The sequence below is a fragment of the Corallococcus interemptor genome (assembly GCF_003668875.1).
GTDB classification, from domain to species: Bacteria; Myxococcota; Myxococcia; order Myxococcales; family Myxococcaceae; genus Corallococcus; species Corallococcus interemptor.
In genome coordinates, this window is sequence record NZ_RAWM01000092.1 from 1 (window position 1) to 23549 (window position 23549).

22 protein-coding genes and 1 pseudogene are annotated in these 23549 nt (G+C 69.3%); 15 read left to right on the forward strand and 8 right to left on the reverse strand.

What is annotated here, in order from left to right; genetic code table 11:
- The 4 genes and pseudogenes from D7X96_RS26955 to D7X96_RS26965 form a co-directional block, all read left to right on the forward strand.
- On the forward strand, positions 1 to 1191 hold a 1191-nt coding region (locus D7X96_RS26955), incomplete at its 5' end, for a hypothetical protein (RefSeq protein WP_121771064.1).
- 96 nt (positions 1192 to 1287) lie between these two features.
- Positions 1288 to 1881, forward strand: a complete 594-nt coding sequence (locus D7X96_RS26960; protein WP_120550483.1) for a hypothetical protein — start codon at positions 1288 to 1290, stop codon at positions 1879 to 1881.
- Between the two features lie 170 nt (positions 1882 to 2051).
- Positions 2052 to 2177: pseudogene (locus D7X96_RS41800) on the forward strand (double zinc ribbon domain-containing protein); the annotation flags it as partial.
- 12 nt (positions 2178 to 2189) lie between these two features.
- The gene (locus D7X96_RS26965) at positions 2190 to 5348 is read left to right on the forward strand and encodes an adenylate/guanylate cyclase domain-containing protein (protein ID WP_279637406.1); all 3159 of its coding nucleotides are present in this window, start codon (positions 2190 to 2192) and stop codon (positions 5346 to 5348) included.
- Here the strand turns inward: D7X96_RS26965 and D7X96_RS26970 are convergent.
- Together D7X96_RS26970 and D7X96_RS26975 are read right to left on the reverse strand one after the other, a co-directional pair.
- Positions 5288 to 6742 carry an FAD-dependent oxidoreductase gene (locus D7X96_RS26970; RefSeq protein ID WP_158626640.1) on the reverse strand — a complete coding sequence of 485 codons (1455 nt, stop codon included), beginning with the start codon at positions 6740 to 6742 and terminating at the stop codon, positions 5288 to 5290. The two genes, D7X96_RS26965 and D7X96_RS26970, sit on opposite strands and share 61 nt — an antisense overlap.
- A gap of 149 nt (positions 6743 to 6891) precedes the next feature.
- Positions 6892 to 8502: a sigma 54-interacting transcriptional regulator gene (locus D7X96_RS26975; protein WP_244219741.1), complete on the reverse strand. Its 1611-nt coding sequence runs from the start codon at positions 8500 to 8502 to the stop codon at positions 6892 to 6894.
- A gap of 232 nt (positions 8503 to 8734) precedes the next feature.
- On the opposite strand from D7X96_RS26975, the gene D7X96_RS26980 reads away from it, so the two are divergent.
- From D7X96_RS26980 to D7X96_RS26995, 4 genes are all read left to right on the forward strand, one after another.
- Positions 8735 to 9289 carry a peroxiredoxin gene (locus D7X96_RS26980; RefSeq protein WP_120550487.1) on the forward strand — a complete coding sequence of 185 codons (555 nt, stop codon included), beginning with the start codon at positions 8735 to 8737 and terminating at the stop codon, positions 9287 to 9289.
- A 6-nt stretch (positions 9290 to 9295) separates the two neighbouring features.
- The gene (locus tag D7X96_RS26985) at positions 9296 to 9823 is read left to right on the forward strand and encodes a carboxymuconolactone decarboxylase family protein (RefSeq protein WP_120550488.1); all 528 of its coding nucleotides are present in this window, start codon (positions 9296 to 9298) and stop codon (positions 9821 to 9823) included.
- Between the two features lie 99 nt (positions 9824 to 9922).
- The gene (gene dps / locus D7X96_RS26990; protein WP_120550510.1) at positions 9923 to 10405 is read left to right on the forward strand and encodes a DNA starvation/stationary phase protection protein Dps; all 483 of its coding nucleotides are present in this window, start codon (positions 9923 to 9925) and stop codon (positions 10403 to 10405) included.
- 33 nt (positions 10406 to 10438) lie between these two features.
- On the forward strand, positions 10439 to 11701 hold the full coding sequence (locus D7X96_RS26995) for a pyridoxal phosphate-dependent aminotransferase (protein ID WP_120550511.1): 1263 nt from the start codon (positions 10439 to 10441) through the stop codon (positions 11699 to 11701).
- 14 nt (positions 11702 to 11715) lie between these two features.
- Here the strand turns inward: D7X96_RS26995 and D7X96_RS27000 are convergent, their stop codons facing one another.
- Complete coding sequence (locus tag D7X96_RS27000; RefSeq protein WP_120550489.1) at positions 11716 to 12414, reverse strand: SIMPL domain-containing protein; 699 nt, start codon at positions 12412 to 12414, stop codon at positions 11716 to 11718.
- Between the two features lie 83 nt (positions 12415 to 12497).
- On the opposite strand from D7X96_RS27000, the gene D7X96_RS27005 reads away from it, so the two are divergent.
- The 4 genes from D7X96_RS27005 (at position 12498) to D7X96_RS27020 (ending at position 16000) form a co-directional block, all read left to right on the forward strand.
- Positions 12498 to 13748: an MFS transporter gene (locus D7X96_RS27005; RefSeq protein WP_120550490.1), complete on the forward strand. Its 1251-nt coding sequence runs from the start codon at positions 12498 to 12500 to the stop codon at positions 13746 to 13748.
- A 147-nt stretch (positions 13749 to 13895) separates the two neighbouring features.
- Complete coding sequence (locus D7X96_RS27010) at positions 13896 to 14669, forward strand: hypothetical protein (protein ID WP_120550491.1); 774 nt, start codon at positions 13896 to 13898, stop codon at positions 14667 to 14669.
- Positions 14670 to 14740: 71 nt separating this feature from the next.
- Entirely contained in the window at positions 14741 to 15493 is a 753-nt protein-coding gene (locus tag D7X96_RS27015) for a hypothetical protein (protein ID WP_120550492.1), read from the forward strand.
- 147 nt (positions 15494 to 15640) lie between these two features.
- Positions 15641 to 16000, forward strand: a complete 360-nt coding sequence (locus D7X96_RS27020) for a GFA family protein (RefSeq protein WP_120550493.1) — start codon at positions 15641 to 15643, stop codon at positions 15998 to 16000.
- Here D7X96_RS27020 and D7X96_RS27025 read toward each other — a convergent pair.
- From D7X96_RS27025 to D7X96_RS27045, 5 genes are all read right to left on the reverse strand, one after another.
- Positions 15997 to 16434 carry a hypothetical protein gene (locus tag D7X96_RS27025; RefSeq protein ID WP_121771067.1) on the reverse strand — a complete coding sequence of 146 codons (438 nt, stop codon included), beginning with the start codon at positions 16432 to 16434 and terminating at the stop codon, positions 15997 to 15999. The two genes, D7X96_RS27020 and D7X96_RS27025, sit on opposite strands and share 4 nt — an antisense overlap.
- A gap of 37 nt (positions 16435 to 16471) precedes the next feature.
- Entirely contained in the window at positions 16472 to 17623 is a 1152-nt protein-coding gene (locus D7X96_RS27030) for a zinc-dependent alcohol dehydrogenase (protein WP_120550495.1), read from the reverse strand.
- 83 nt (positions 17624 to 17706) lie between these two features.
- Entirely contained in the window at positions 17707 to 18393 is a 687-nt protein-coding gene (locus D7X96_RS27035) for a DNA-3-methyladenine glycosylase family protein (RefSeq protein ID WP_120550512.1), read from the reverse strand.
- A gap of 63 nt (positions 18394 to 18456) precedes the next feature.
- A complete protein-coding gene (locus tag D7X96_RS27040; protein WP_121771068.1) occupies positions 18457 to 18945 on the reverse strand; it encodes a hemerythrin domain-containing protein in 489 nt (162 codons plus the stop codon).
- Between the two features lie 84 nt (positions 18946 to 19029).
- On the reverse strand, positions 19030 to 20544 hold the full coding sequence (locus tag D7X96_RS27045) for an FAD-dependent oxidoreductase (protein WP_121771069.1): 1515 nt from the start codon (positions 20542 to 20544) through the stop codon (positions 19030 to 19032).
- 229 nt (positions 20545 to 20773) lie between these two features.
- On the opposite strand from D7X96_RS27045, the gene D7X96_RS27050 reads away from it, so the two are divergent.
- Genes D7X96_RS27050 through D7X96_RS27060 form a run of 3 tightly spaced genes read left to right on the forward strand, consistent with a single transcriptional unit; the run spans position 20774 to position 23533 of the window.
- Entirely contained in the window at positions 20774 to 20992 is a 219-nt protein-coding gene (locus tag D7X96_RS27050; protein WP_120550498.1) for a hypothetical protein, read from the forward strand.
- 4 nt (positions 20993 to 20996) lie between these two features.
- On the forward strand, positions 20997 to 23126 hold the full coding sequence (locus D7X96_RS27055) for a PAS domain-containing sensor histidine kinase (protein ID WP_121771070.1): 2130 nt from the start codon (positions 20997 to 20999) through the stop codon (positions 23124 to 23126).
- Positions 23123 to 23533 carry a response regulator gene (locus D7X96_RS27060; protein WP_120550500.1) on the forward strand — a complete coding sequence of 137 codons (411 nt, stop codon included), beginning with the start codon at positions 23123 to 23125 and terminating at the stop codon, positions 23531 to 23533. Before D7X96_RS27055 ends, D7X96_RS27060 begins: the two co-directional genes overlap by 4 nt.
- Positions 23534 to 23549: the final 16 nt, after the last annotated feature.

Genomic DNA, 23549 nt, shown 5'->3' on the forward strand with positions numbered 1-23549 from the left:
GCCACGGCCCCCCAGCAGGGCGGCCCTCGCCCCACGCCGGGCAGCTACCCCACGGCGAAGGACGTGGCGAACATCGCCGCGATGCAGGACCCCGTCGCGCGCAACCTGGCCATCACCCAGGGCTACCACGACCTGTCCGACGCCATGGGCACGCTGCTGGGCAAGGAGAACGCCAACTGGTCCACCTTCGCCACCTGGGCCTCGAAGCAGGCCGGCGTGAGCATCCGCCAGGAGGACATGCCCAAGGCCTTCGTGGACGTCCTCAAGGGCGGCGGCGTCGTGGGCGAGGCCATGTCCAAGGTGGACGACCTGCTGCGCAAGCTGGGCCTGCCCGCCATGCCCACCGGCGACATCGCCAAGGCCGGCGCGGACGCGCTCAACAACGTCAGCAAGGCCATTGGCGACGGCAACCAGTTCGTCTTCCGCGAGGTGGGCCACGAGTTCGCCCGCTTCGTGGAGACCTTCCAGGGTGACACCCAGCTGGACCCCGCGAAGCTCCAGAAGTACCTGGACGGCTTCCCCCAGGACAAGCCGCTGCTCAAGGACGCCTTCGGCACCTACGCGCAGGCCATGTTCGAGAAGGACCCGAACAAGAAGGCGGAGATGATGCTCCGGGCCAACGACACCGTGGGCCTGCACGAGCAGACCCAGCTCCAGGGCTTCGTGGAGAAGGCGCTCAACGCCCCGGTGAAGGAGGTCTTCGCCAACATCCTCAAGAAGAGCATCGAGGCCGGCGCCAACGCCCTGCCCTTCCCCGCCAACCTCGCCGCCAAGGCCGCCATCAAGACGGGCGCGGTGGACCTGGCCACGAAGCCGCTGGTGGACGCGCTGGCCGGCACGTTCCGGGGCATCGCCACCGAGCACATGATGAAGCTCGCGGTGCCCGGCGGCGCGCTGAAGCTGGGCAACGACCTGCCGCCTCCCGCCGGCATGGAGTCCACGCTCTTCCCGCCGCACCTGCGCACCATCGAGGACCCGAAGCTGAAGCAGCTGCTGGCCCGCCTGGACAAGACGCCCGACAGCCTCACCGGCACCGCCGCGAAGGACTGGAGCAAGCTGGACCAGCGGATGAACTACATCGTGGACCTCTTCCGCTCGCGGCAGTCGGATCCGCACCTCTTCGACCAGCCCTTCGGCAAGGAGGCCCACTACCCCGTGGCGCCGCGCCCGGCCGCACCCGCGGTGTCGTAGGCCCGGGTCGCACCCTTTGGGGGCGCCTTCAGCCATTGAATGCCCGGCGATGGTTTGCGTCCATCAGGGCATCCGACGCACTTGAAGGAGCCCCCCATGTCGAAGTGGCTGCTGGCAACGATGGCGCTGTCCCTCCCGGTCCTGGCTCACGCAGGTGGCCCGCGCGACAACCACCACGGTGAGCAGGCCCGTGACCGGCAGGAGCTGCGGCAGGACGCGCGCGAGACGCGCGATGACCACTACGACCTGCGCCAGGTGGAGTCGCTGCTCTCCCGGTACGACTCCGCCCGCGGCCGCTCGGCGCGCCGCGACCTGCTCCAGGTGGAGGAGGACGTGCGCCGCTACGTGTCGTCCGAGCTGAACGAGTCCCACCGCGAGCTGGCCCAGGACAAGCAGGAGGCGCGCTCCAGCGCCCGCGAGGTGCGCTACGACGGCAACCGCCGCGACGACCGCAAGGACCACCGCGACGACGTGCGCGACGCCCGCCAGGAGTCCCGCGCCCTGCGGCAGACGCGCTCCATCGCCCAGGAGCTCAACAACCTCTACGGCCGCATGGACAGCGGCAGCCTCACACGCAAGCGGATGCTCATCGCCGACCTGGTCCAGCTGGCCCGCGCGGAGACGGCGCAGAACCGCCAGGAGACGCGCGAGGACCGCCGCGAGGCCCGCGAGGACAGCCGCTGGCACTGACGCGCGTTACGCGTTTTCCAGGTTGAGGACCGCCATCGCTCACGACCGCCGTGGGCACCCACATCAAACGCTTGCATGGCGAGCGTGCCATCAATCACAACCGCCGGGAGAACGCTGATTCCCGGCCCCAAGCCCCACGGCGTCGTTGTGTTAGCGTTGGCAGGCACGCCATGAACTGCCCCCAATGCTCAACTCCAAACGCGCACGAGCGCCGCTTCTGTGGCGAGTGTGGTGGCCGGCTCGCCGTTCGTTGCGGCGCATGCCGCTTCGAGAATGACCCCGGCGCGAGGTTCTGCGGCGGCTGTGGCGTGCGCCTCGAAGCTCCGCTGAAACAGGCTCCGGCCCCTCCACCCGCACCCGCACCGCCGCAAGAAGCCGGCGAGCGGCGTCAGGTCACGGTGCTGTTCGCGGACCTTGCCGGATACACGCGGCTCTCGACGGAACTCGATCCCGAGGACCTGCATGCGCTCATTGGCGAGTACTTCCGCCGCCTGGACGCACTGGTCTCCAGATACGGCGGGACCGTGGAGCGGCACATCGGCGACGCCGTCATGGGCGTATTCGGCGCACCGGTCGCCCATGACAATGATGCGCTGCGCGCGGTACGCGTTGGCCTGGACATCCACAAGGTGCTGGAGGAGATGAGCCAGGAGTTCGGGCGGACCCTGGAGGGCCATGTTGGCATCGCCGCTGGCGAGGTCGTGACCGCGCCACGGGACCGCCAGGGCCGCCACGAGTTCGCCGTGGTGGGCGAAACCGTCAACCTGGCCTCGCGTCTGAGCTCACGAGCGCAGGCCGGAGAGGTGCTGATCTCCGATGCGGTGCATGCGCTGGTCGGTCCGCGCATCGGCTCGGAGTCTGTCGGCGAGCTCGTCGTGAAGGGCATCCCCCACCCGGTGCGGGTCTGGCGCGTGCTTGGCACCTGCGACGATGCGCCCGAGCACCTGGCCCCCTTCGTCGGCCGCGCCCGTGAGCTGGCGCGCTTCAGTGCCTGCCTGCGGAGCTGCGCCGCCGAAGGGCGGGGCGAGGTGGTCCTGATCGAAGGAGAGGCTGGAATCGGCAAGAGCCACCTCACCGAACAACTGGTCACCAGGGCCCTGGACGGCGGCTTCGCCGTGCACGGCAGCTACGTGCTCGACTTTGGCGCCTCGAGCGGCGAGGACGCGGTGCATGCGCTCGCGCGCAGCCTCGTCTGTGGCAAGGCCCACGCCAGTCGCGAGGAGCGGCAGCAGGCGGCCGATGCGCTGTTCGAGAGAGGGACGCTGCCCGGTGAGCGTCGCCTCTTCCTCAACGACCTGCTCGACCTTCCCCAGCCGGTGGAGCTGCGCGCGCTCCGTGACGCGATGGATCAGTCCACCCGGGTGGCGGGGCGACAGCGCGTCTTCGTCGAGCTCGCGGAGCAGGCCTGCTCGCGGCGCCCGGTGCTGTTCGTCGTCGAGGACGTTCACTGGGCGGATGCGGAGACCCTGACCCAGCTGCATGCGCTGAGCGAAGTCGTGCGCGCCAGCAGTGCCGTGCTGCTCCTGACGTCGCGAGTGGAGGGCTCGCCGCGCCACACCTGGCCCGCGGAGAAGCTCGCGCCGCTGGTGATTGAACTCGCCCCCCTGGGGGATGACGAGGCCCTGGAGCTGGCGCACCTGCTGGTCTCGGGGGAGTCCCAGTACATCAAGCTTTGCATCGAGCGAGCTCGCGGAAACCCGCTGTTCCTGGAGCAGCTCGTGCGGCATGCCTCGGGCACCGCGACCTTCGAGGTCCCAGCCAGCATCCAGAGCCTGGTGCTCGCACGCATGGACCGGCTGCCGGTGGCCTCGAAGGCCGCCATCCAGGCCGCGTCCGTCATTGGCCAGCGCTTCGATCTCGCGGCGCTGCATCACCTCATCGGCGACGACACCTTCGATTGCGAACCGCTCGTGCGAGAGGCCCTGTTCGACCGCGTCAGCGACGGCTTCATGTTCAAGCATGTGCTGATCCGCGACGGCGTCTACGCCTCGCTGCTCCGGGCGAAGCGCCGCGAGGTGCATCTGAAGCTGGCCGCGTGGTACCTCGGCAAGGACGCGAGCCTCCGGGCCCAGCACCTGGACCGCGGAGAGTCCCGGGAGGCCCCCCTGGCCTATCTGGAGGCGGCCCAGGCCGCCGCCAGCACCTATCGCTACGAGCAGGCACTGGGGCTGGTGCGGCGCGGCCGCGAGCTTGCCCGCGAGGCCCACGAGAAGGGCCCGCTGCTGCTGCTCGAGGGCGAGCTGCTGCGCGAGATGGGCGCCGTGCAGGATTCGCTGGCCCTCTACCGCTCCGTGCTGTCGCTCGCCGCGGATCCGGCACTGGTCTGCCGGGCCAAGATCGGGCTGGCGGGCGGCATGCGGGTCTCGGACGATATCGACGGCGCGCTCGCCTGCCTCGACGAAGCGCAAGCGCTTGGCACGGCACAGGGGCTGACCGCGGAACTCGCCCAGATCCACTACCTGCGTGGCAGCCTGTACTTCCCGCGCGGCAACCTCGCGGGCTGCCTGGAACAGCACAGCGCGGCCCATGCCTACGCCCGGCGTGCCGGGCTGCCCGAGCGAGAGGCCCACGCCCTCAGCGGACTGGGAGACGCCTACTACGCGCAGGGGCGGATGCAGTCGGCACGCGGCTACTTCCACGAGTGTCTGGAGCTTTGCCGCCGCTTCGGCTTCGGCAAGATAGAAGCCGCCAACCGCTTCATGATCGCCACCGTGCGCATCTACATGAACGAACTGGAGGGAGCGCTGGCGGACGCGCTGGCCTCGGCGGCGATGGCGGCCCAGGTCGGCCACAAGCGCGCCGAAATCATCTCCCGCCTCACGGCCGGTTGGATTTTGCTGGACTACCAACGGGACGAGGAGGCCCTGGGGCAGGCACGCCAGGGGCTCGCGCTGGCAGGGGCCCTGGGCGCGCGCCGGTTCGAGCCCTTCCTGAACGAGACCGTGGCCCGGGTCCTCATGCGCCGGGGCGAACGGCAGAAGGCCCGCGAGCTGCTGGAGTCCTCGCTCGTGTATGTCCGCCAGCACGCGGCCTCCTTCATCGGGCCATGGCTGCTCGGCACCCTGGCGCTGGCCACGGACGACGCGGAGCAGCGGCGGCAGGCCCTCACCGAGGGGGAGCGGCTGCTCGCGAGCGGCTGCGTCAGCCACAACCACTATCGCCTTCATCAGGCGGGCATGGAGGCCTGTCTGGCCGCGGGCGAGACCGCCGAAGCGCTGCGTCATGCGGCGTCGCTCGAGGCCTTCACGCGGGTTGAGCCCGCGCCCTGGTCTGATTTCTACATCCGCCGCTGCCGCGCCCTGGCGCGCCCCCCAGCGGACGGTCACGGTGGCGAGCTGCGCGCGCTCGCGGAGGAAGCGCGCACCGTGGGCCTTCATTCGGCGATTCCAGCCCTGGAGGCGGCCGCTCAGCGAACGAGCCGGCGGATGTACTCCGGCTCGTACCGTCCGGAAGGCGAGTCCTCGTAGGTCATCTGCGCGCTGCTGCGAGCCGTCTCACTGAGCAGCCTCACGACCTGCTTCGCGGACTCCCAGCACTCGATGTGAAGCCCCGCGCCGACGGTCCAGCCTCCCGTGAAGTAGAGGTGGGCCTGGCCCTGGATCCTGTTGTCCTCGTCCCCCCAGAGGTCCTGCTGCGCCTGGATGCAATGGAAGTCCACGACGTTGTGCTGGAACGTCCGGGTCAGGGGCTTGCCATGCTCATCCTTCAGGATCTTGGACGGATCCAGCTTCCTGTCAGGGGCCAGGCTCACGAAGAACTGCTCGCAGTCGAGGAAGTCATCGTGAGGGTTCCCGGCATCCGCCTGATGTCTGTTGATGACGTAGGTCATCGAGTAGGGCTTGGGGGTCTCGCCCCGGGCGCGGATGCGGACGTTGTAGGTGCGCCAGGCTTCCTTTCGGGGAAGGACCGAGGCATCGAGGTGAGCGTACGCGCGGGTCTGCGTGTACTTGATGCTTCGCAGCATGCGCCGCATGTCCACGAAGGCCGCTCCATGCTCCTTGTCGCCGAGCACGGGCTCGAGCACGTCCGCCGCCTGGTTCGCGTGACAGGCGAACACCACGTGGGTGTACGTGTCGCTGCCCTGAGCGGAGCCCTCACGCCAGACCACCTCCGGCGCGTCTCCCTTCAGCGGATTGACGCTGACCACCTTCCGGTCTGTGTAGACTTGCGCGCCAGAGGCGTCGCACAGCTTCTTCGCCCAGGCGCTGGAGCCTCCGCGGATGTACCGGCGCTTCACGGGCACGTTGGTGCCATAGCCCTCCTGCAACACGTAGTAGTGCATCACGGACTGCACGGGCATGTTCCCCACGTCCCGGTCGTCCGCGAAGTACATGGCGTTGGCGCGGGCGAAGATGCAGTACTGGATGAACTCGTTCGTGAACTCGAAGTCCGGGTACTTGAGGAACTGGCGCAGCGTCCAGCCCTTGTAGCTCGAGCTGTGCAGCACGTCGGTGGCCAGCCCCTTGAAGCGGGCGAGCTGCTTCGCGAACCCGATGGGCATGGGCGTTTCATAGCCGCCATCGAGCGTGTAGACGATGTTGCCATCCGCGGTGAAGAAGCTGGCGGTGTCCTCGAGCGGAGGCGTCTCCACCCCGAGCGCCTGCATCAGCTCATAGACCTCCGCGTACATTGGCTCATTGAAGTCATTGACGCCCATGTCTGCCCAGCGAAGGATGCCATTGTCACCGCCGCTGACTCTTGGCACCTTCATGCTGACGGTGTGGCAGTTGCCCCCCACCTGGATTGCCTTTTCATAGACATCCACCTGCCAGCCGCGCCCCTTCAACAGATAGGCGACGAACAGGCCAGAAATCCCGCCTCCGATGATGGCAATCTTCTTCCTGGGACTGACGGGTTCCATGATGTTCATGAGTCCTGGTGCCCAAAGGCTTTCGACAGGTTGAGTGGTATGAAGCCAACAAGGCATTTCACAGCACACAACGCTGGCCGGGCAAGCCCTGCCGTGCGCGCATCAAAGCCATCCGGGGGTTGCAACAGGGCAACGGCCCGTCACGCGTCTTCCGCGGCGGTGAAGCCCTCCAGCCGCGCGATGCCCAGCTTCTTCATCCGGCTCTGCAGCGTGGACGGCTTGAGCCCCAAGAGCGCCGCCGCGCCACCTTCACCGTAGACGCGGCCCCGGGTGAGCGTGAGCACCCGCAGGATGTGCTCACGCTGCACCGCCGCCAGCGTGGGCACCTTCGCCCCGGCGGAGAGCGGCGCTGGCGTCTCTTCTACCGAGCCTGACACCGTCGCGGCCACCTCCCGCGCGCGGGGCTCTCCCGGCAGGTCGAACGACTGCGCCGTCAGCTCCTGCCCGCGCGTGAGGATGGTGGCGCGCTCCAGCGCGTTCGCCAATTCGCGCAGGTTGCCCGGCCAGTCGTACGCGGCCAGCCGGGCCAGCCCCGACGCCGTCACCCGCATGCCCCGCCGGCCCGTGCGCTTCGCCTGCTCCTCCAGCAGGAACAGGGTGAGCTGCGGCAGGTCCTCGCGCCGCTCACGCAGAGGCGGCAAGCGCAGCGGGAAGACGCTCAGCCGGTAGAAGAGGTCCTCGCGGAAGCGCTTCTGCGCGATGGCCTGGTGCAGGTCCACGTGCGTCGCCGCGAGGATGCGCACGTCCGCCCGCACCGTCTTGTCGCTGCCCACCGGCTCGAAGGCCTTCTCCTGGAGCGCGCGAAGCAGCTTCGCCTGCAGCTCCACCGGCAGCTCGCCAATCTCATCCAGCAGCAGCGTGCCCCCGTGCGCCATCTGGAAGCGGCCCGCACGGTCGCGGTTCGCGCCGGTGAAGGCCCCCTTCACGTGGCCGAACAGCTCGCTCTCCAGCAGGCCCGCCGGAATCGCCGCGCAGTTGAGCGACACGAAGGGCTGGTCCGCCCGTGAGCTCCAGCGGTGGATGGCCCGCGCCAGCCGCTCCTTGCCCGTGCCCGTCTCACCGGTGATCAACACCGGCGTGTCCGTCTCCGCCACCTGCCGCGCGCGGAGGGACACATCGCGCATCACCGGGCTCAGGGACGACTCCAGGATGCCTTCGGAGTCCCCGCCCAGCTGCGACTCCAGGAGCTTCGCGTGCTCGTGGTCCTGGCGGTGCAGCCGCTCCGCCGTCGCGCGCTGCTCGGCGCCCTGGAGCGCCGTCGCCAGCATCTGGCCGTAGACCTCCACCAGGTCCACCACCGGCTGCGCGTACGTCTCACACTGCGCGCGGTCCAGGGTCAGCACGCCGTAGCAGCGCTCCCCCGCGCACAGCGGCACCACCATGCACGCGTGCCCCGCGGGCAGGTCCAACACGCCATCGAACGGGTCGCCGTCGCCGTGCGAGTGGTCCTCCTCCGTGAACGCCCGCGCGCGCCGCGTCTCCAGCGCGTGCTTCAGGGACGGGAAGTCCGCCAGTTGGAGGGAGTGCTTGCGCACCGCCTGGTTGGCGAGCGGGCCCCGCGCCGCCACCGCCTCCAGCCGTCCTTCCTTGAGGAGGAACAGCGTGGCCAGGTCGAAGGGCACCACGCGCGAAACCCAGTCCAGTCCCCGACGGAGCAGCTCTCCCACCCCTTCTTCGGTGGTTGCCAGCTCGACCAGCTCCCGAGCATCCTGCGTCACTTCCGGGTGGCGCCCCATCAGTTCATCCGGCATGTGTTACCGATAATAGCGGCCCACCGAAATTGCAGTGGCGAAAGGCACCGGGATTTCGTTATTCACCGACCCGGCGCCACCGCCCCGCCGGTGCAAGCCACAGGGGGAGCTGTAACCCTCTGGAATCAGGGCAGTTGAAGCATTGGCACGATGGCTGCTTTACCCCGTAGCAACTCATAACCTCTGGGGTGGACCACGGTGGCCCGCCCCCATCCCCAAGGAGTCGAATCCCATGCTGACCGTTGGCGACAAGCTTCCGAACTTCAAGCTGAAGGGCACCGTGAGCCTGGAGAAGAACAAGGAGTTCCAGGACATCTCCAACGACACGTACAAGGGCAAGTGGACCGTCCTGTTCGCGTGGCCGAAGGACTTCACGTTCATCTGCCCGACGGAGATCGCGGAGTTCGGCAAGCACAACAAGGACTTCCAGGACCGCGACGCGCAGGTTCTGGGCCTGTCCACCGACAGCGAGTTCGTGCACCACGCGTGGCGCACGCACCACCCGGACCTGAAGAACCTGCCCTTCCCCATGCTGGCGGACATCAAGCGCGAGCTGTGCAGCGCGCTGGGCATCCTGCACAAGGAAGAGGGCGTGGCCCTGCGCGCCACGTTCATCGCGGACCCCGAGGGCATCATCCGCCACGTGTCCGTGAACGACCTGTCCGTGGGCCGCAACGTCAAGGAGACCGTCCGCACGCTGGACGCGCTCCAGACGGACGAGCTGTGCCCGTGCAACTGGCAGAAGGGTGAGGAGACCCTCACCTCCAAGCTGCAGAAGGCGGGGTAATCACCCATGGCTTCGCTCGAAGTCGTCCGCAGTGAACTCGCGGACGCCCACAAGGACACCCGCCTCAACCTCTCCGCGGTCCTGGAGAGCACGACCCTCACCCCCGAGCAGCGCTGGGGGACGGCCGTGGCATGCGCCTTCGCCGCCCGGAATGAGCGGCTGAAGGAGGCCATGCTCAACGAGGCGAAGCAGGCACTGGGCGACAAGGCCACGCCGGTCATCGAGGACGCCCGCGCGGCGGCCTCGCTGATGGCGATGAACAACGTCTTCTACCGGTTCCGTCACATGATCGGGAAGGAGTCGTACGCGACCAAGCGGGCCGGGCTGCGGATGAACCGGCTGGCCCAGGTGCTGACCAACAAGGTGGACTTCGAGCTGGTCTGCCTCGCGGTCAGCGCCATCAACGGCTGCGAGATGTGCATCCAGTCGCATGAGAAGGTCGTGCTGGAAGGCGGCCTCTCCGAGGACCACGTCCACGATGCGGTCCGCATCGCGAGCGTCATCCACGCGGCGGCGGTTGGACTGGAGTCCTAGTCCCTCCGTGGTTATCCCTGAGCTGTGATTGGCGCCCTCCGGTGGAAGACACCGGAGGGCGCTGTCTTTTCCCTCTCACCCGAAAGGCACGTGTCCGTCATGGCCCTCTACAAGAGCCCGAGTCCCCTCTCCGAGCAGGCCCGCACCGCCATCGCCGCCACCCTCAACGAGCGGCTGTCGGACGGGTTGGACCTGCACTCGCAGATCAAGGTCGCCCACTGGAACATCAAGGGCCCGCAGTTCGCCGCGCTGCACCCGCTGTTTGAGACCTTCGCGGTGAGCCTGGCCAACCACAACGACTCCATCGCGGAGCGCGCGGTGACGCTGGGCGGGCGCGCGTACGGCACCAGCCGCCACGTGGGCAAGACCAGCCGCCTGCCGGAGTATCCGCAGGAGACCTCGCGCGACCTGGAGCACGTGAAGCTCCTGGCCGAGCGCATCGAGGTGTACTTGAACGGCCTGCGCGAGAGCCGCGCGGCGGTGGAAGGCCACAAGGACACCGACACGGTGGACCTCCTCACCGGCATCATCACCGAGTTCGAGAAGCACGCCTGGTTCCTCAGGGCCTCCCTCGAGGGCTAGAGCGAAGGCAGGGGGCGCGCTAGCGTGTCGTCCGTGAGCGACAGCGTCCCCCTGCATGCGTTTCGCACCGTGCCCCGCACGGGCGTCATCTTCGTCACCGCCGAGGCCACGCGCCGCGGCTACCGTCCCGGCGACCCGGACTGGTGCAACCTGGGCCAGGGTCAGCCGGAGACGGGGGACCTTCCCGGTGCCCCGCCGCGCGTGCACTCGGTGACGGTGGACATGGCGGACCAGGAGTACGCGCCGGTCGCGGGCCTCTGGGAGGTGCGCGAGGCCATCGCCGGGCTCTACAACCGGCTCTACCGCAAGGGGATGCCGTCCCAGTACAAGGCGGAGAACGTCTGCCTGTCCGGCGGAGGCCGCGCGGCCCTCACCCGCGCCGCGGCCAGCCTGGGCCAGGTGAACCTGGGCCACTTCCTGCCGGACTACACCGCGTACGAAGAGCTGCTGGACGTCTTCAAGGCGTTCACCGCCATCCCCATCCTGCTGGAGGGCGAGCGCGGCTACGCCTTCACGCACGATGATTTGCGCCGCGAGATTCAAGGCCGCGGGCTGTCCGCGCTGCTCTTCTCCAACCCGTGCAACCCCACCGGCAAGCTGGTGCAGGGGGAGGAGCTGGCGCGGTGGGTGGGCGTGGCGCGGGAGCTGGAGTGCTCGCTGCTCATCGACGAGTTCTATTCGCACTACATCTGGACGGGCCGCCCGGGCGTGCTGCCGGTGGAGAGCGCCGCCAGGTACGTGGAGGACGTGAACCGCGACCCGGTCATCCTCTTCGACGGGCTCACGAAGAACTGGCGCTACCCGGGCTGGCGCATGACGTGGACGGTGGGGCCCAAGCAGGTCATCGACACGGTCTCCAGCGCGGGCAGCTTCCTGGACGGCGGCGGCAGCCGGCCCCTGCAGCGCGCGGCCATTCCGCTGCTCCAGGAGGACGCGGTGGTGGCGGAGACGCGCGCCATCCACCACTCGTTCCGGGAGAAGAGAGACAGGTTCCACTCGCGGCTGGAGCGGCTGGGCATCCGCACGGACCGGGCGCCGGACGGGACGTTCTACGTCTGGGGCAACCTGTCCGGGCTGCCCGCGCCGCTCAACGACGGCATGGCCTTCTTCCGCGCCGCGCTGGAGCACCAGGTCATCACCGTGCCCGGTGAGTTCTTCGACGTGAACCCCGGCAAGCGCCGCGCGCGGGCCTCGCGCTTCCGCAACTACGTGCGCCTGTCCTTCGGCCCGTCGTGGGAGACCCTGGACAAGGCGCTCCAGCGGCTGGAAGCGCTCGTGATGAAGCACACGCCCTGAAGAAGCAGCGGGCTTCAGGCCGCGGGGGCCGGGTGCGTCTGGAACTCCGCGGTGGCCATCACGTGCACCTTCTTGCGGTGGGACACGGGGAAGCCCAGCGTGGCCGTGCGCGGCTGCTTCAAGCCGTAGCTGCCGGACGGGGCCATGGGCATCACGTCCTCGGTCCCGCCGCCGTAGCCTCCGCCCCTGGCGCCAAAGGCCTGCGACTCCCAGGTGCGCTCGGAGAAGCGGTGCAGCCCGGCCACCGTCACGCCCAGCCCGGCCGCCACGCGGCGCGCCTTCTTCACCGACTCGCGGGCCAGCGCCTCCAGCCAGTCCTGCCGGGCCTCCGCTTCGTGCGTGTAGCCCCAGCGCAGCTCGCGCAGCGTCGCCTGCTTCAGGCCGGACAGCGCGGCCAGCACATCCCCCACCCGCGCCATGTCCACCAGGCGGATGCGCACCAGGTAGAGCGCGGACGAGGAGCGCGTGAGCAGCCCCTCCGTCGTCTCCGCCTGCACCGACTGGAGGGTGAAGGCCGACGCCTGCACGCCCAGGTCCTCCATGGCGCGCACCAGCGTGGCGACCTCCCTGGCGTTGGCGAAGGCCGCGTTGCCAGTGAAGAACGAGGACGCCTTCACCTCCACCACCGCGTCCACGTGGTCCGCCTCCAGCTCGTGCTCGGCGGACAGCTCCACGACGATGATTCCAGACTCGGCTGCGGCTCGCTCCGGCATGCGTCTTCCTCTGGGGTGACTGGAACGGCGAGTATAGGCCCACGACGGACACCGGACGGCGTGTCTATGCTCGCGCCACGACCATGCGACGCATCCCGTCCCGGCTGTGGCTGTTGTGCGCGCTGTACTTCGTGCAGGGGCTGCCCTTCGGCTTCCAGGTGACGGCGCTGCCCGTCTACCTGCGCTCGCAAGGCGTGTCGCTGGCCGCGCTGGGCTTCGCGGGCGCGCTGTCGCTGCCGTGGATGCTCAAGGCGCTGTGGGCGCCGCTGGTGGACCGCTACGGCTCCGCGCGCGTGGGGCGCAGGCGTTCGTGGATTCTGCCCATGCAGGCGGGCCTGGCGCTCGCGTGCGTGGGGGCCGCGTTCGCCGCGAGCCAGGATTCGCTGCCGCTGCTCTTGGGCCTCATCTTCGTGATGAACCTCTTCGCCGCGACGCAGGACATCGCGGTGGACGGCTTCGCGGTGGACCTGTTGCGTCCGGAGGAGCTGGGCCCGGGCAACACCGCGCAGGTGGTGGGCTACAAGCTGGGCATGCTCACCGGCGGCGGGCTCCTGGTCTGGGCCAGCGAGCGCATCGGCTGGTCCGGCTTGTTCCTGGCCATGGCGGCGCTGTGCCTGACGGTCTTCACCGTCGTCCTCTTCGTGCGCGAGCCGCCTCCGCGCGAGCCCGAAGGCCACGCGTCACCGAAGCTGGACTGGCCCGCGCTCTGGGCCCGCATCCGGTCCGCGCTCACCGTGCCGGGCACCGGGTGGCTCCTGCTCTTCATTGGCACGTACAAGCTGGGCGAGACGATGTCCGACGTCCTCTACAAGCCCTTCCTCGTGGACGCGGGCTACACGCCCGGCCAGATTGGCCTGTGGGTGGGCACGTGGGGCACGGCCGCGTCGCTGCTGGGGTCCACGTGCGGAGGCGTCCTCGCCGCGCGCCTGCCGCTGCTTCGCGCGGTGGCCCTCACCGGCACGCTGCGCCTGTTGCCGCTGCTGGGGCGGTGGCTGCTCACGCGCGCGGGCGTCAGCGACGCGGGCGTGCTGGGCGTCACGCTCACCGAGGAGTTCTTCGGCGGCGCGCTCACCACGGTGATGTTCGCGTTCATGATGTCGCGCACGGACCGGAGAATCGGCGCCACGCACTACACGCTGCTGGCCAGCGTGGAGGTCGCGGGCAAGGCGCCGGCGGGGCCGCTGGCGGGGGTGCTCGCGGATCCGAAGTTCGGCAACCTGGGCTACGCGAACATGTTCCTCCTGGGCGTCGCGCTGTCCGCCGCGTTCCTCGCGCTGCTCGCGCCCCTGCGACGCAACGCGCCTACGCCCGCGGCCGCGCAGCCGGCACCGTGAAAGTTTCCAGGCTCGCGACACGCTCTTTCACGGGCGTGTCACGGGACCTCGCGTCACCGGAACCTCACGAAGGGCGTGTCAGGGGGGCGTGGTACTCGCCAGCGCGTCGTTCGCGGTACTCCCCCCTTGATGAAGATGAGGTTCCGTATGAAGACCCTGTCGATGAAGTCGCTGGTGGGCGCGCTGATGCTGCTCTCCGCTCCGGCGTTCGCCACCTCCAACACCAGCATCCCCGCCTTCGAGGCGGCCGTCACCGCCGCGAAGAGCGCCAGCAGCCCCGGCGGCACGACCATCCTGCGCTCGGAGATCCGGAACGCGCTGAACGCCTTCCTCTATGACACCGGTGGCGCCACGGGCGTGGACAGCGCCGAGCGCGCCCATCTCACCACCCGCCTCAGCGACACGCAGTTCCAGCAGTCCATGACGGGCACCGCGGCGAAGTACTTCGCGGACTTCTACGAGCTGAACGACGCCACCACCCCGTCCTCCCAGTGGGCCATGAACCCCGTGGCCCAGACGCCCGCGTCGCTGTACGGCGCCACCGGTCCGCTGGCCTCCTCCTCGTCCATCCGCGAGGGCGTCATCCCCACCAGCCAGAACGTGGTGGCCAACCAGTTCATCCTGGGAGAGGCGTTCGGCAGCTTCGGTCCGCAGGCCGGCATCTTCGAGCCCATCACCGTGAAGGAGCTCATCGCGCTCCTGAGCGGGCACACCGTGTCCGGCACGCCCACGGTGGACGAGGTGGAGGGCGCCCTGGCGTACATCACGCAGATTTCGCGCAACAGCAACCGCCTCTACTACTCCACCTGGAGCTGCAGCGGCTGCGGCGCGCCGGGCTACACGGCCGGCTACGTCGTCGCGGCGGTGAGCACCGACCGCCGCTTCGTGCGGATGGTCAACGTGATGACCGACTCTGACTGAGCCGGGAAGCACCGCCGCCGTCAAAGCTTGCAGGCCCGTGGTTCTCTCCCCTTTTGATGAAGAGGTTCCCCATGAAGACCCTGTCGATGAAGTCCCTGGTGGGCGCGCTGATGCTGTTCTCCGCTCCGGCGCTCGCCGGCTCCACCACCAGCATCCCGGCCTTTGAAGCGCGCATCACCGCCGCGAAGAGCCCCACCAGCCCTGGCGGAACGACCATCCTGCGCTCGGAGATCCGGACCGCGCTGGACGAGTTCCTCAACGACGCCGGCTACGGCGTGGACAGCGCCGAGCGCGCCCATCTCACCACCCGCCTCAGCGACACGCAGTTCCAGCAGTCCATGACGGGCACCGCGGCGAAGTACTTCGCGGACTTCTACGAAGTGAACGACACGCTCCTCACGGGCTATCCGCTGAACCTGTACCCCGTGGCCCAGACGCCCGCGGTGCTGTTCGGTGCCGTCGGCGGCCTGTCCGGCGCGCGCATCTACGAGGGCTACATCCCCAACGGCCAGGGCGTCGCCAACCAGCAGACGCTGGGCGAGGCCTTCAGCAACGCCTTCGGCCCGCAGGCCAGCATCTTCGAGCCCATCTCCCCGCGGGAGCTCGTCGGGCAGCTCAGCGCGTACACCTACAACGTGGACGAGGCGGAGGGCGCGGTGGCCTACATCACGCAGATTTCGCGCAACAGCAACCGGCTCTACATCACGGGCTGGAGCTGCCGCGGGTGCGGCGCGCCGGGCTACACGCAGGGCTTCGCCATCGCCGCGGTGAGCACCGACCGCCGCTTCGTGCGGATGATGTCCGTGACGACGTACGCGGACTGACGTGACGCACCGCCGCAAGCGCGCGGGGACGTCACCTGCGCGCTTGCGGTCCCCGCCGCCTCCGTTCATTGATGCGCGTCACACGCACCGGGTGGGCGGAAGCGCGTTTCCGGCCCGGGCATCACGCAGCAACCGAAAGGAATCACCATGGCGGAGATGAAGACGTATACGGGCGGTTGCCACTGTGGACAGGTCCGCTACGAGGCCACCACGGACCTGGCGCAGGTGGTCACCTGCAACTGTTCCATCTGCCACAAGCTGGGCGCGGTGCTGACGTTCGTCCCGCCGGAGCAGTTCAAGTCGCTCTCTGGCGCGGACGTGGTGAAGACCTACCAGTTCAACAAGAAGGTCATCAAACACCTGCACTGCCCGACCTGCGGCGTGCAGTCCTACTCCACCGGCAAGGGCCCGGACGGCAAGGACATGTTCGCCGTCAACCTGCGCTGCGTGGACGGCGTGGACCTGTCCACGCTCAAGCCCTTCCACTACAACGGCCGGGACGCTTAAGCCCGGCGCACGCGCCAGATCAGGCCCCCTGCGAGGAGGGCCGCCGTGGAAGGAGCGGCCCAGGGAAGGGACCTCCGGAGCCGGTGCTCCCAGACGTCCACCCGGTCCGCCAGGAGCAACAGCATCCAGTGGCCGGGCTTGTGGTCCGGCTTCGCGTAGGCCACCTTTCGTAGCAGACCGCTCAGCCCCTTCGGAGGCTGGGCGGTGCCGAACACCGGCGGCATCTCCTTGCGGCCAGCGTGCTTGAACACCGGCACCTCCGCGTGCTGCGGCGCGATGGGCACGCGCGCGCCGGCCAGCGGCCTGGGGGCCGTCTCCATGGGGACGCCCGGGCGGTTGGCGGGGTCCTGGTCCACGGCCCGCGCCGGCCTCGCCCGGGACTTCGGGGCGCCGTTCTTCGCGCGGCGCTGCTTGTGCGGCGTCTTCTGGGGCATGCGTGCCTCCTGATTGCGAGCGGATGAAGTCAGTCGTTCACGCGTGGCCGTGCGGCATGAGCACGCACTTCACACACCCGTCGCGCTTCTGCGCGAACAGGTGGTAGGCGTCCGGCGCCTGCTCCAGCGGGAAGCGGTGGGTGATGATGGCCTTCGCGTCGATGCGGCCCTTCTGGATGTGCTCCAGCAGGTGCGGCATGTACCGGCGCGTGTTCGCCTGGTTCATGCGCAGCGTCAGGCCCTTGTTCATCGCGGTGCCAATGGGCACGAAGTTCCACGGCGGCCCGTACACGCCGATGATGGAGACGTTGCCGCCCTTGCGCACGGAGTTGATGCACCACTCGATGACGGTGGGCGCGCCGGCCTCCAGCTTCAGCCCCAGGCCCAGCACGCGGTGCGCGCGCGACCCTTCGGCCTCCATGCCCACCGCGTCGATGCAGACGTCGGGGCCCCGGCCTTCGAACATCTCCTTGAGGTACAGGACGATGTCGCCCACCTCCTTGAAGTTCACCGTCTCCACGTTGGCGAACTTCCTGGCGAACTCCAGGCGGTACGGCACGTGGTCCACCGCCACCACGCGGCCCGCGCCCATCAGCCACGCGGACTTCATGGCGAAGAGGCCCACCGGGCCCGCGCCGAAGACGACGACCGTCTCACCGGCCTTGATTTCACCCATCTCCGCGGCCTGGTAGCCGGTGGGAAGGATGTCGGAGAGGAAGAGGACGGACTCGTCGTCCATGTCGTCCGGAATCTTCATGGGCCCCACGTCCGCGAAGGGCACGCGCACGTACTCCGCCTGGCCTCCGTCGAAGCCGCCCGTGGTGTGCGAGTAGCCGTAGACGCCGGAGGCCACGTCGCTGCCGGGGTTGCTGTTCTCACAGTTCCCGGTGAGGCCGCGCTGGCAGTAGAAGCAGGTGCCGCAGGAGATGTTGAAGGGCACCACCACGCGGTCGCCCTTCTTCAGCTGCGACACCTCCTTGCCCACCTCCTCCACCACGCCGGTGAACTCGTGGCCGAAGGTGCAGCCCACGCGCGTGTCCGGCACCAGGCCGTGCAACAGGTGCAGGTCCGACCCGCAGATGGCGGCGCGGGTGACCTTGAGGACGACGTCCTGGGGGTGCTCGATGCGGGGATCGGGCTTCTGCTCCACCTGGACGCGGTAGGGGCCCTGGTACGTGAGTGCGCGCATGCGGGGTGATTCCTCCGTTCCCTTACGGGTGAGGACGCTCGCGCGGTAAGACAAGGGACGGTGCGCTCCCGGCCCTCGCTCGGCTAGCTGTCCTCCGGCGGTGCGAAGGTGCCCACGGGCGCCTCCGACGCGCGCCACAGGTACCAGCTCACCACGCTGCGGAAGGGGCGCCAGCGCTCGCCGTACGCGAGCAGCGCCTTGGGCTTGGGCTGTTCCTTCAGGTTGTGCAGCACCATGAAGCCCTTGCGCACGCCGTAGTCATCCACGGGGAGCACGTCCGGCCGGCCCAGGCGGAAGATGAGCAGCATCTCCACGGTCCACTGGCCAATGCCGCGCACCTGCGTGAGGTGTTCAATCAGGTCCTCGTTGGACATGCGGCGCACGCGCGCCAGGGGCGGCACCGTGCCGTCCACCGTCTTGCGCGCCAGGTCCTGCATGGCCAGCAGCTTGTTCGCGGACAGCCCGGCCTCGCGCAGCGTGGCGTCCGGCAGCGCCAGCAGCTTCTGGGGCGTGAAGTCCTTGCCCTTCCCCACCCGCTCACAGACGCGCCCGAAGATGGTCGCCGCCGCGCGGCCGTGGAGCTGCTGGTAGACGATGGAGTGCGCCAGCGCCTCGAAGGGGCTGTGCAGCGGCGTCCGCGTGAAGCGGAACGCCCCAATCTTCTTGAAGAGCGTGCCCAGCACGGGGTCCGCGCGAACCAGGGCGCGGCGCGCGGCGGGCGTGAAGGCATCCGGCAGCAACACGGGGGTGGACACAGGAGCGCGCGGCATGGACCGCATGCTGCCCGGCCCCATGCCACGCGCAAAGCCCCGTGTTGCTTCGGACGCGGCGCGCTAGACGGGCGCGGCGTGCTCCGTCTCTTCCGGCACGTCGTTGCGAGGCTCGCCCTCCATCAGCGAGTCGTATTCCTCCTCCAGCTGGATGCCCAGGTCGTCGAGCTGATCCTTCGTCAGAATCTTCCGCGCCTCCTTGAAGAGGTCCTTCTCCTCCTCCTCGACGTGGTGCTCCACCTGCTCCTGGAGGACCTTCATCTTCGCGTCGAACTCCTCGTCGGACGCGTCCATGTCCAGCAGGTCCGCGATGAGGCGCTTGACGGAGAGGTGCTCCTCCACGGCCTCGCGCAGGTCGTCCTCCGTCTCGTCCTTCTTCATCGCCGGATAGAAGTACAGCTCCTCAATCTTCGCGTGCGCGCCCAGCCGGTCGGCGATCTGCTCGAACAGCTCCTGGCGCTCCTCGTCGGCGTCGTCCGCCAGCTTCTCGTACTTCTTGAACAGCTTGGAGACCTCTTCATGCTGCTGCTTGAGCAACTCCAGCGCGTTCATCCCTGCCCCCGTGAATGACTGAAGTGGATGTGCAGATAGATGGGGGTGGGCCCGCCCGAAGGGAAGCCCACCCGCACGCACTTCTCACTTCACCGGCAGCTTGCGCGACGGCAGGTCCTTCACGGCGGGGCCGTTGAGCACGCGGCCCGTGGGGCTGAAGCGGCCGCCGTGGCAGGGGCAGTCCCAGGAGCGCTCCGCGTTGTTCCAGTGCACGTGGCAGCCCAGGTGCGTGCACACCGGGGACACCGCGTGCGGGGTGCCGTCCTCCTCGCGGTAGACGGCCACCTTGCGGCCATCCACCTCCAATATCTTCCCCTCGCCCGGCGCCACGTCCGCCAGGTGGTGTCCGTCCGGCTTGGACAGCCGGTCCGCGACGAAGCGGAAGGCCACCTCCGCGTTCTCCTGGATGAAGTCCTTGGCGCCCGCCTTGGGCTTCACGCGGCCGGCGTCGTACAGCGCGGCGTAGGGGTTCTCGTTGCCGAGGATGAGGTCCGACAGCAACATGCCCGCCAGCGTGCCGAACGTCATGCCCGTGCCGGAGAAGCCGGTGGCCACGTACACGTGGCGGCTGCCCACGTTGCGGCCGATATAGGGCAGCCCGTCCGCGGGCTCGATGACCTGGCCGGACCAGCGGTGGGTGATGCGCCGCACGGGGAAGCGGTCGCGCGTGTACGCCTCCAGCGCGGCGAAGCACGACTCGGTGTCCTCCTCGGTGCCGACCTTGTGGTCCTCGCCGCCCACGATGACGTAGGACACGCCGTCCACCTTCTGGGTGCGGATGTAGTGATACGGGTCGCGGCTGTCGTAGTACTGGCCCGGCTCCAGCGGCCCCTCCAGCGGCGCGGCCACCGCGTAGGTGCGGTACGGGTAGAGCTTGGTGTGCATGGCCACGCGGTTGAGCGGCGTGGTGGTGGCCTCCACCACGGCCTTGGCCGTCACCGTGCCCTTTTCCGTGACGACGCGGCAGGGCGTGCCGTCGTGGATGCCCACGGCCTGGGTGTTCTCGAAGAGGTGGCAGCCGGCGCCCGGGATCCGGTCCGCCAGCGCGAGCAGGTACTCGCGCGGGTGGAACAGCGCCTGATCCTCCACGCGCAGCGCGCCCTTCACCGGGAAGGGCAGCGGGACCTCCTTGGTGAACGTCGCCAGGAGCCCCGCCTGTTTCGCCGCGGACACCTCCAGCAGCAGCTCCCGCAGCTCGCTCTCCGTCTCCGCGTAGCGGTAGCCCGGCGCGCGGGTGAAGCCGCACTCGATGCCCAGCGTCTCCACCAGGGACGCAATCTGTTCAATGGCGGCCCGGCTGGAGGACGCGGCCAGGTGGGCCCCCTTCTCACCGAAGTCCTTCGTGAGCGTGGTGTACGGCGTGTCCAAGAGCTCCGTGAGGTGCGCGGTCGTCTGCCCTGTCTGACCGGAGAGGACGCGGTGCATCTCCAGCACGGCCACCTTCTTGCCGGCGCGCTTGAGCAGCCAGGCGGCCGTCAGGCCCGCGATGCCTCCGCCGATGATGGCCACGTCCACCTCCACGTCACCGGAGAGGGCGGGGAAGTCCCGGGGAGGCGTCGTCACCGTCCAGAGGGATTTGTGCTGGCGCTCGTCGTTCATGACGGAAGGCTAGGAATGCGCTCCCCCGGGCATAAGCCACGCCTGCCGAGCCCCGCCCGCCCGGCTGCCCAGCGCCGGGTGTATGCGATCCAACAGAGCCCGGCCCCGGGTGTTGGTCAGTCAGGGGGCGGGCGCTGACGGGGCTGGGGTGCGCGGAGGCCAGCGCGTTAAAAAGCCCTTCTGGACCCCAAGGTCCGCGCCGGGCGGACCTGAAGGAGCGTGTGTCGAAATGCCCGTGGAACGCGTGGCGGGTGGGACCAGCCTGGTGGACGTGCTGGACCGCCTGATGGACAGGGGGTTGCGCTTCGACACGTCCGCCCTGGAGGCCCTGGGTCGCGCCACTCCCCGGGAGGGAGAGTCGCGCATCGTGGTGGCATTTTCGGAGGTTCGCACCGCAGACTCGCAGGAGCGCGGCCGTTCACCGCGTCCCTCTTCACCCGGAGCGTAAGGTCGTGGCGTCCCCAGCCCCGCTGCCCCCCGCCGAAGCCGACCCCGGGGCGCGCCTCGTGCTCGCCGAGCACCTGCTTGCCTGCGAATCCGCCGTCGCCTGTGCGCGAGCGGTCGTGGAGTGGCTCGCGCGCAGGCATGGCGCGCCGGCCGCCTGTATCGGGCCAGGGGATGGCGCGGGCGCCTCCGCGTGTCTGGCCAGCGAGGCGCTGTCGGGCGCGCAGCAGGCCGCGCTGGCCCGGGCGTGGGATGCGCCGGGCTCGTCGCTGGCGTCCTTCCGCCACCGGCCCGGGGCGCGGTGGCTGGCGGCGGACGCGGTGGAGGGCGCGGTGATTCCGGGCGGGTTCCTGGCGGTGCCGCTGGGGCGCTCCGGGGCGCCCGCGGCCGCGCTGCTGGTGGTGGGGCTGCCCGGCCCGGCCGTGCCGGAGGACGTGGCGTGGGTGGCGTCTTGCGCGGGGCCGCTCCTGGCCCGGCAGCTGGCGTCGGACGCGCGGGCGCCGCGCCGGCCGGAGCCGGACCGGCTGCTGAAGCGGGTCATCAACGCGGTGTCGGATCCAGTGCTGCTCACGGACACGGAGGGCACGCTGTTGTTCGCCAACGCCCGCGCGGAGGCCCTGCTGGTGGCGGGTCCGGACGCGGGCCCTGGCCGCACGCGCGCGGTGGAGCTCAACCAGCGGCTGTTCCGGGAGACGCTCGCGCAAGGGGGCACCTCCGTGCACCGGCACGAGGTGCCGCTGGTGGACCCGCTGGAGGGCATGGACCTGCTCTTCGAGCTGGTCACCACGCCGGTGCTGGCGCCGGACGGCCCGTCCGTGGTGGTGAGCGTGCTCAGGAACCTCACCGACCTGGGCCGCGCCACGCAGGCCCTGGGAGAGAGCTACCGGCGGCTGCGCGCCACGGAGCGCGAGGCCCGCAGCGAGCGCCACCGCCTGGACCGGGTGCTGGATTCAGTAGCGGACCCCATCATCCTGACCGACCCCGCGGGCGGCATGGTGATGATGAACGACCCGGCCGAGCGCCTCTTCGCGTGGCCCCACGAGCACGGCGCCACGGGCGGGAGCGCGCCGGACGAAGCCACCCTGCGCCGGGTGCGCGCCAACGACGCCCTCTTCGCGTCCTTCCTGGCGAACCTGCTGGGGCCGGAGAACGCGGGCGTGTCGCGCTGGAAGAGCCAGCTGACCCTGGACGACCCGTCCACCGCCGCGCCCGTGCCCATGGAGGCCATGGCCAACAAGGTGCTGGGCGACGGGGGCGAGCTGACGGGCATCGTCACCGTCTTCCACGACCGCACGGAGGTGCTGGAGCGGGCGCGGCTCCTGGAGCGCGTGAAGGAGGTCTCCAGCGAACTGGAGGCGCGCGTGCAGTCCGCCACCGCGGAGCTGGCGGAGCAGAACGAGAAGCTGCGCCGGCAGGCCATCCAGTTGGAGCAGGCGAGCGCGGCCAAGTCGCAGTTCCTGGCCAACATGTCGCATGAGTTCCGCACGCCGCTCAACGCCATCCTCGGCTACACGAACATGCTGCTGCAGGGCGTGTCCGGGGAGATGACGCCGCCGCAGCGCCGCAACCTCACGCGCATCGACTCCAACGGGCGGCACCTGTTGGAGGTCATCAATGAAATCCTGGACATCACCCGCATCGAGGCGGGGCGGATGCCCCTGCACCTGTCGGACTTCGGCATCCCGGAGCTGTTGCAGGAGGTGATGGCGGAGATGGACCCCATCATCGCGCGCAGCAAGCTGACGGTGGAGACGCAGCTGGCCGAGGACCTGCCGGGCGTGTGGAGCGACCGACAGAAGGTGAAGCAGATCGTCCTCAACCTGTTGTCCAACGCGCTGAAGTTCACGCACGAGGGCGGCGTTCACGTGACGGCGGGGTATCAGAACGCCACCGGCACCGTGGCCATCTCGGTGAAGGACACGGGCATCGGAATCGACGAGTCGAACCAGGAGAAGATCTTCGAGGACTTTCAGCAGGTGGACAGCTCCCCGACGCGGGCCTATGGGGGAACGGGCCTGGGTCTGTCCATCTGCCGGCGCCTGGCCGCGATGCTGGGGGGACGCGTCTCCCTCCAGAGCGCTCCGGGCCAGGGCTCGACCTTCACCCTGCACTTTCCCAGACGTGCGAGACGGACATGACGAACACCCCGGAAAAACAAAAGCCGCTCGTGCTGGTGGTGGACGACTACCAGGATGCCCGGGAGATGTACGCGGAGTACCTGGAGTTCTCCGGCTTCCGCGTGGCGGAGGCGAAGAACGGCCAGGAGGCGTTGGACAAGGCCTTCGAGCTGGTGCCGGACGTCATCCTGATGGACCTGTCCCTGCCGGTGATGGACGGCTGGGAGGCGACGCGCCGGCTGAAGGGTGACGCGCGCACGAAGGCCATCCCGGTGGTGGCGCTCACGGGGCATGCCCTGAAGGGCCACTCGGAGGACGCGAACGAGGCCGGGTGTGACGCGTACGTCACCAAGCCGTGCCTGCCGGACGCGCTGGTGGACCAGGTGAAGAAGATGATTGCCCGGCGCGAGGCTGCGGCCGCGCGCTGAAAGAAGCCGTCACGTC

Bases quoted from the DNA above. Each gene is read 5' to 3' on its own strand.
- D7X96_RS27045 (WP_121771069.1), bottom strand. From the start codon at position 20,544: ATGAACGACGAGCGCCAGCACAAATCCCTCTGGACGGTGACGACGCCT.
- D7X96_RS27015 (WP_120550492.1), top strand. From the start codon at position 14,741: ATGAAGACCCTGTCGATGAAGTCCCTGGTGGGCGCGCTGATGCTGTTC.
- D7X96_RS27040 (WP_121771068.1), bottom strand. From the start codon at position 18,945: ATGAACGCGCTGGAGTTGCTCAAGCAGCAGCATGAAGAGGTCTCCAAG.
- D7X96_RS27030 (WP_120550495.1), bottom strand. From the start codon at position 17,623: ATGCGCGCACTCACGTACCAGGGCCCCTACCGCGTCCAGGTGGAGCAG.
- D7X96_RS26985 (WP_120550488.1), top strand. From the start codon at position 9,296: ATGGCTTCGCTCGAAGTCGTCCGCAGTGAACTCGCGGACGCCCACAAG.
- D7X96_RS26960 (WP_120550483.1), top strand. From the start codon at position 1,288: ATGTCGAAGTGGCTGCTGGCAACGATGGCGCTGTCCCTCCCGGTCCTG.
- D7X96_RS26970 (WP_158626640.1), bottom strand. From the start codon at position 6,742: ATGGAACCCGTCAGTCCCAGGAAGAAGATTGCCATCATCGGAGGCGGG.
- D7X96_RS27005 (WP_120550490.1), top strand. From the start codon at position 12,498: ATGCGACGCATCCCGTCCCGGCTGTGGCTGTTGTGCGCGCTGTACTTC.
- D7X96_RS27050 (WP_120550498.1), top strand. From the start codon at position 20,774: ATGCCCGTGGAACGCGTGGCGGGTGGGACCAGCCTGGTGGACGTGCTG.
- D7X96_RS27000 (WP_120550489.1), bottom strand. From the start codon at position 12,414: ATGCCGGAGCGAGCCGCAGCCGAGTCTGGAATCATCGTCGTGGAGCTG.
- D7X96_RS27020 (WP_120550493.1), top strand. From the start codon at position 15,641: ATGGCGGAGATGAAGACGTATACGGGCGGTTGCCACTGTGGACAGGTC.
- D7X96_RS27060 (WP_120550500.1), top strand. From the start codon at position 23,123: ATGACGAACACCCCGGAAAAACAAAAGCCGCTCGTGCTGGTGGTGGAC.
- D7X96_RS27025 (WP_121771067.1), bottom strand. From the start codon at position 16,434: ATGCCCCAGAAGACGCCGCACAAGCAGCGCCGCGCGAAGAACGGCGCC.
- D7X96_RS27010 (WP_120550491.1), top strand. From the start codon at position 13,896: ATGAAGACCCTGTCGATGAAGTCGCTGGTGGGCGCGCTGATGCTGCTC.
- D7X96_RS26980 (WP_120550487.1), top strand. From the start codon at position 8,735: ATGCTGACCGTTGGCGACAAGCTTCCGAACTTCAAGCTGAAGGGCACC.
- D7X96_RS27035 (WP_120550512.1), bottom strand. From the start codon at position 18,393: ATGCCGCGCGCTCCTGTGTCCACCCCCGTGTTGCTGCCGGATGCCTTC.
- D7X96_RS26975 (WP_244219741.1), bottom strand. From the start codon at position 8,502: ATGCCGGATGAACTGATGGGGCGCCACCCGGAAGTGACGCAGGATGCT.
- dps (WP_120550510.1), top strand. From the start codon at position 9,923: ATGGCCCTCTACAAGAGCCCGAGTCCCCTCTCCGAGCAGGCCCGCACC.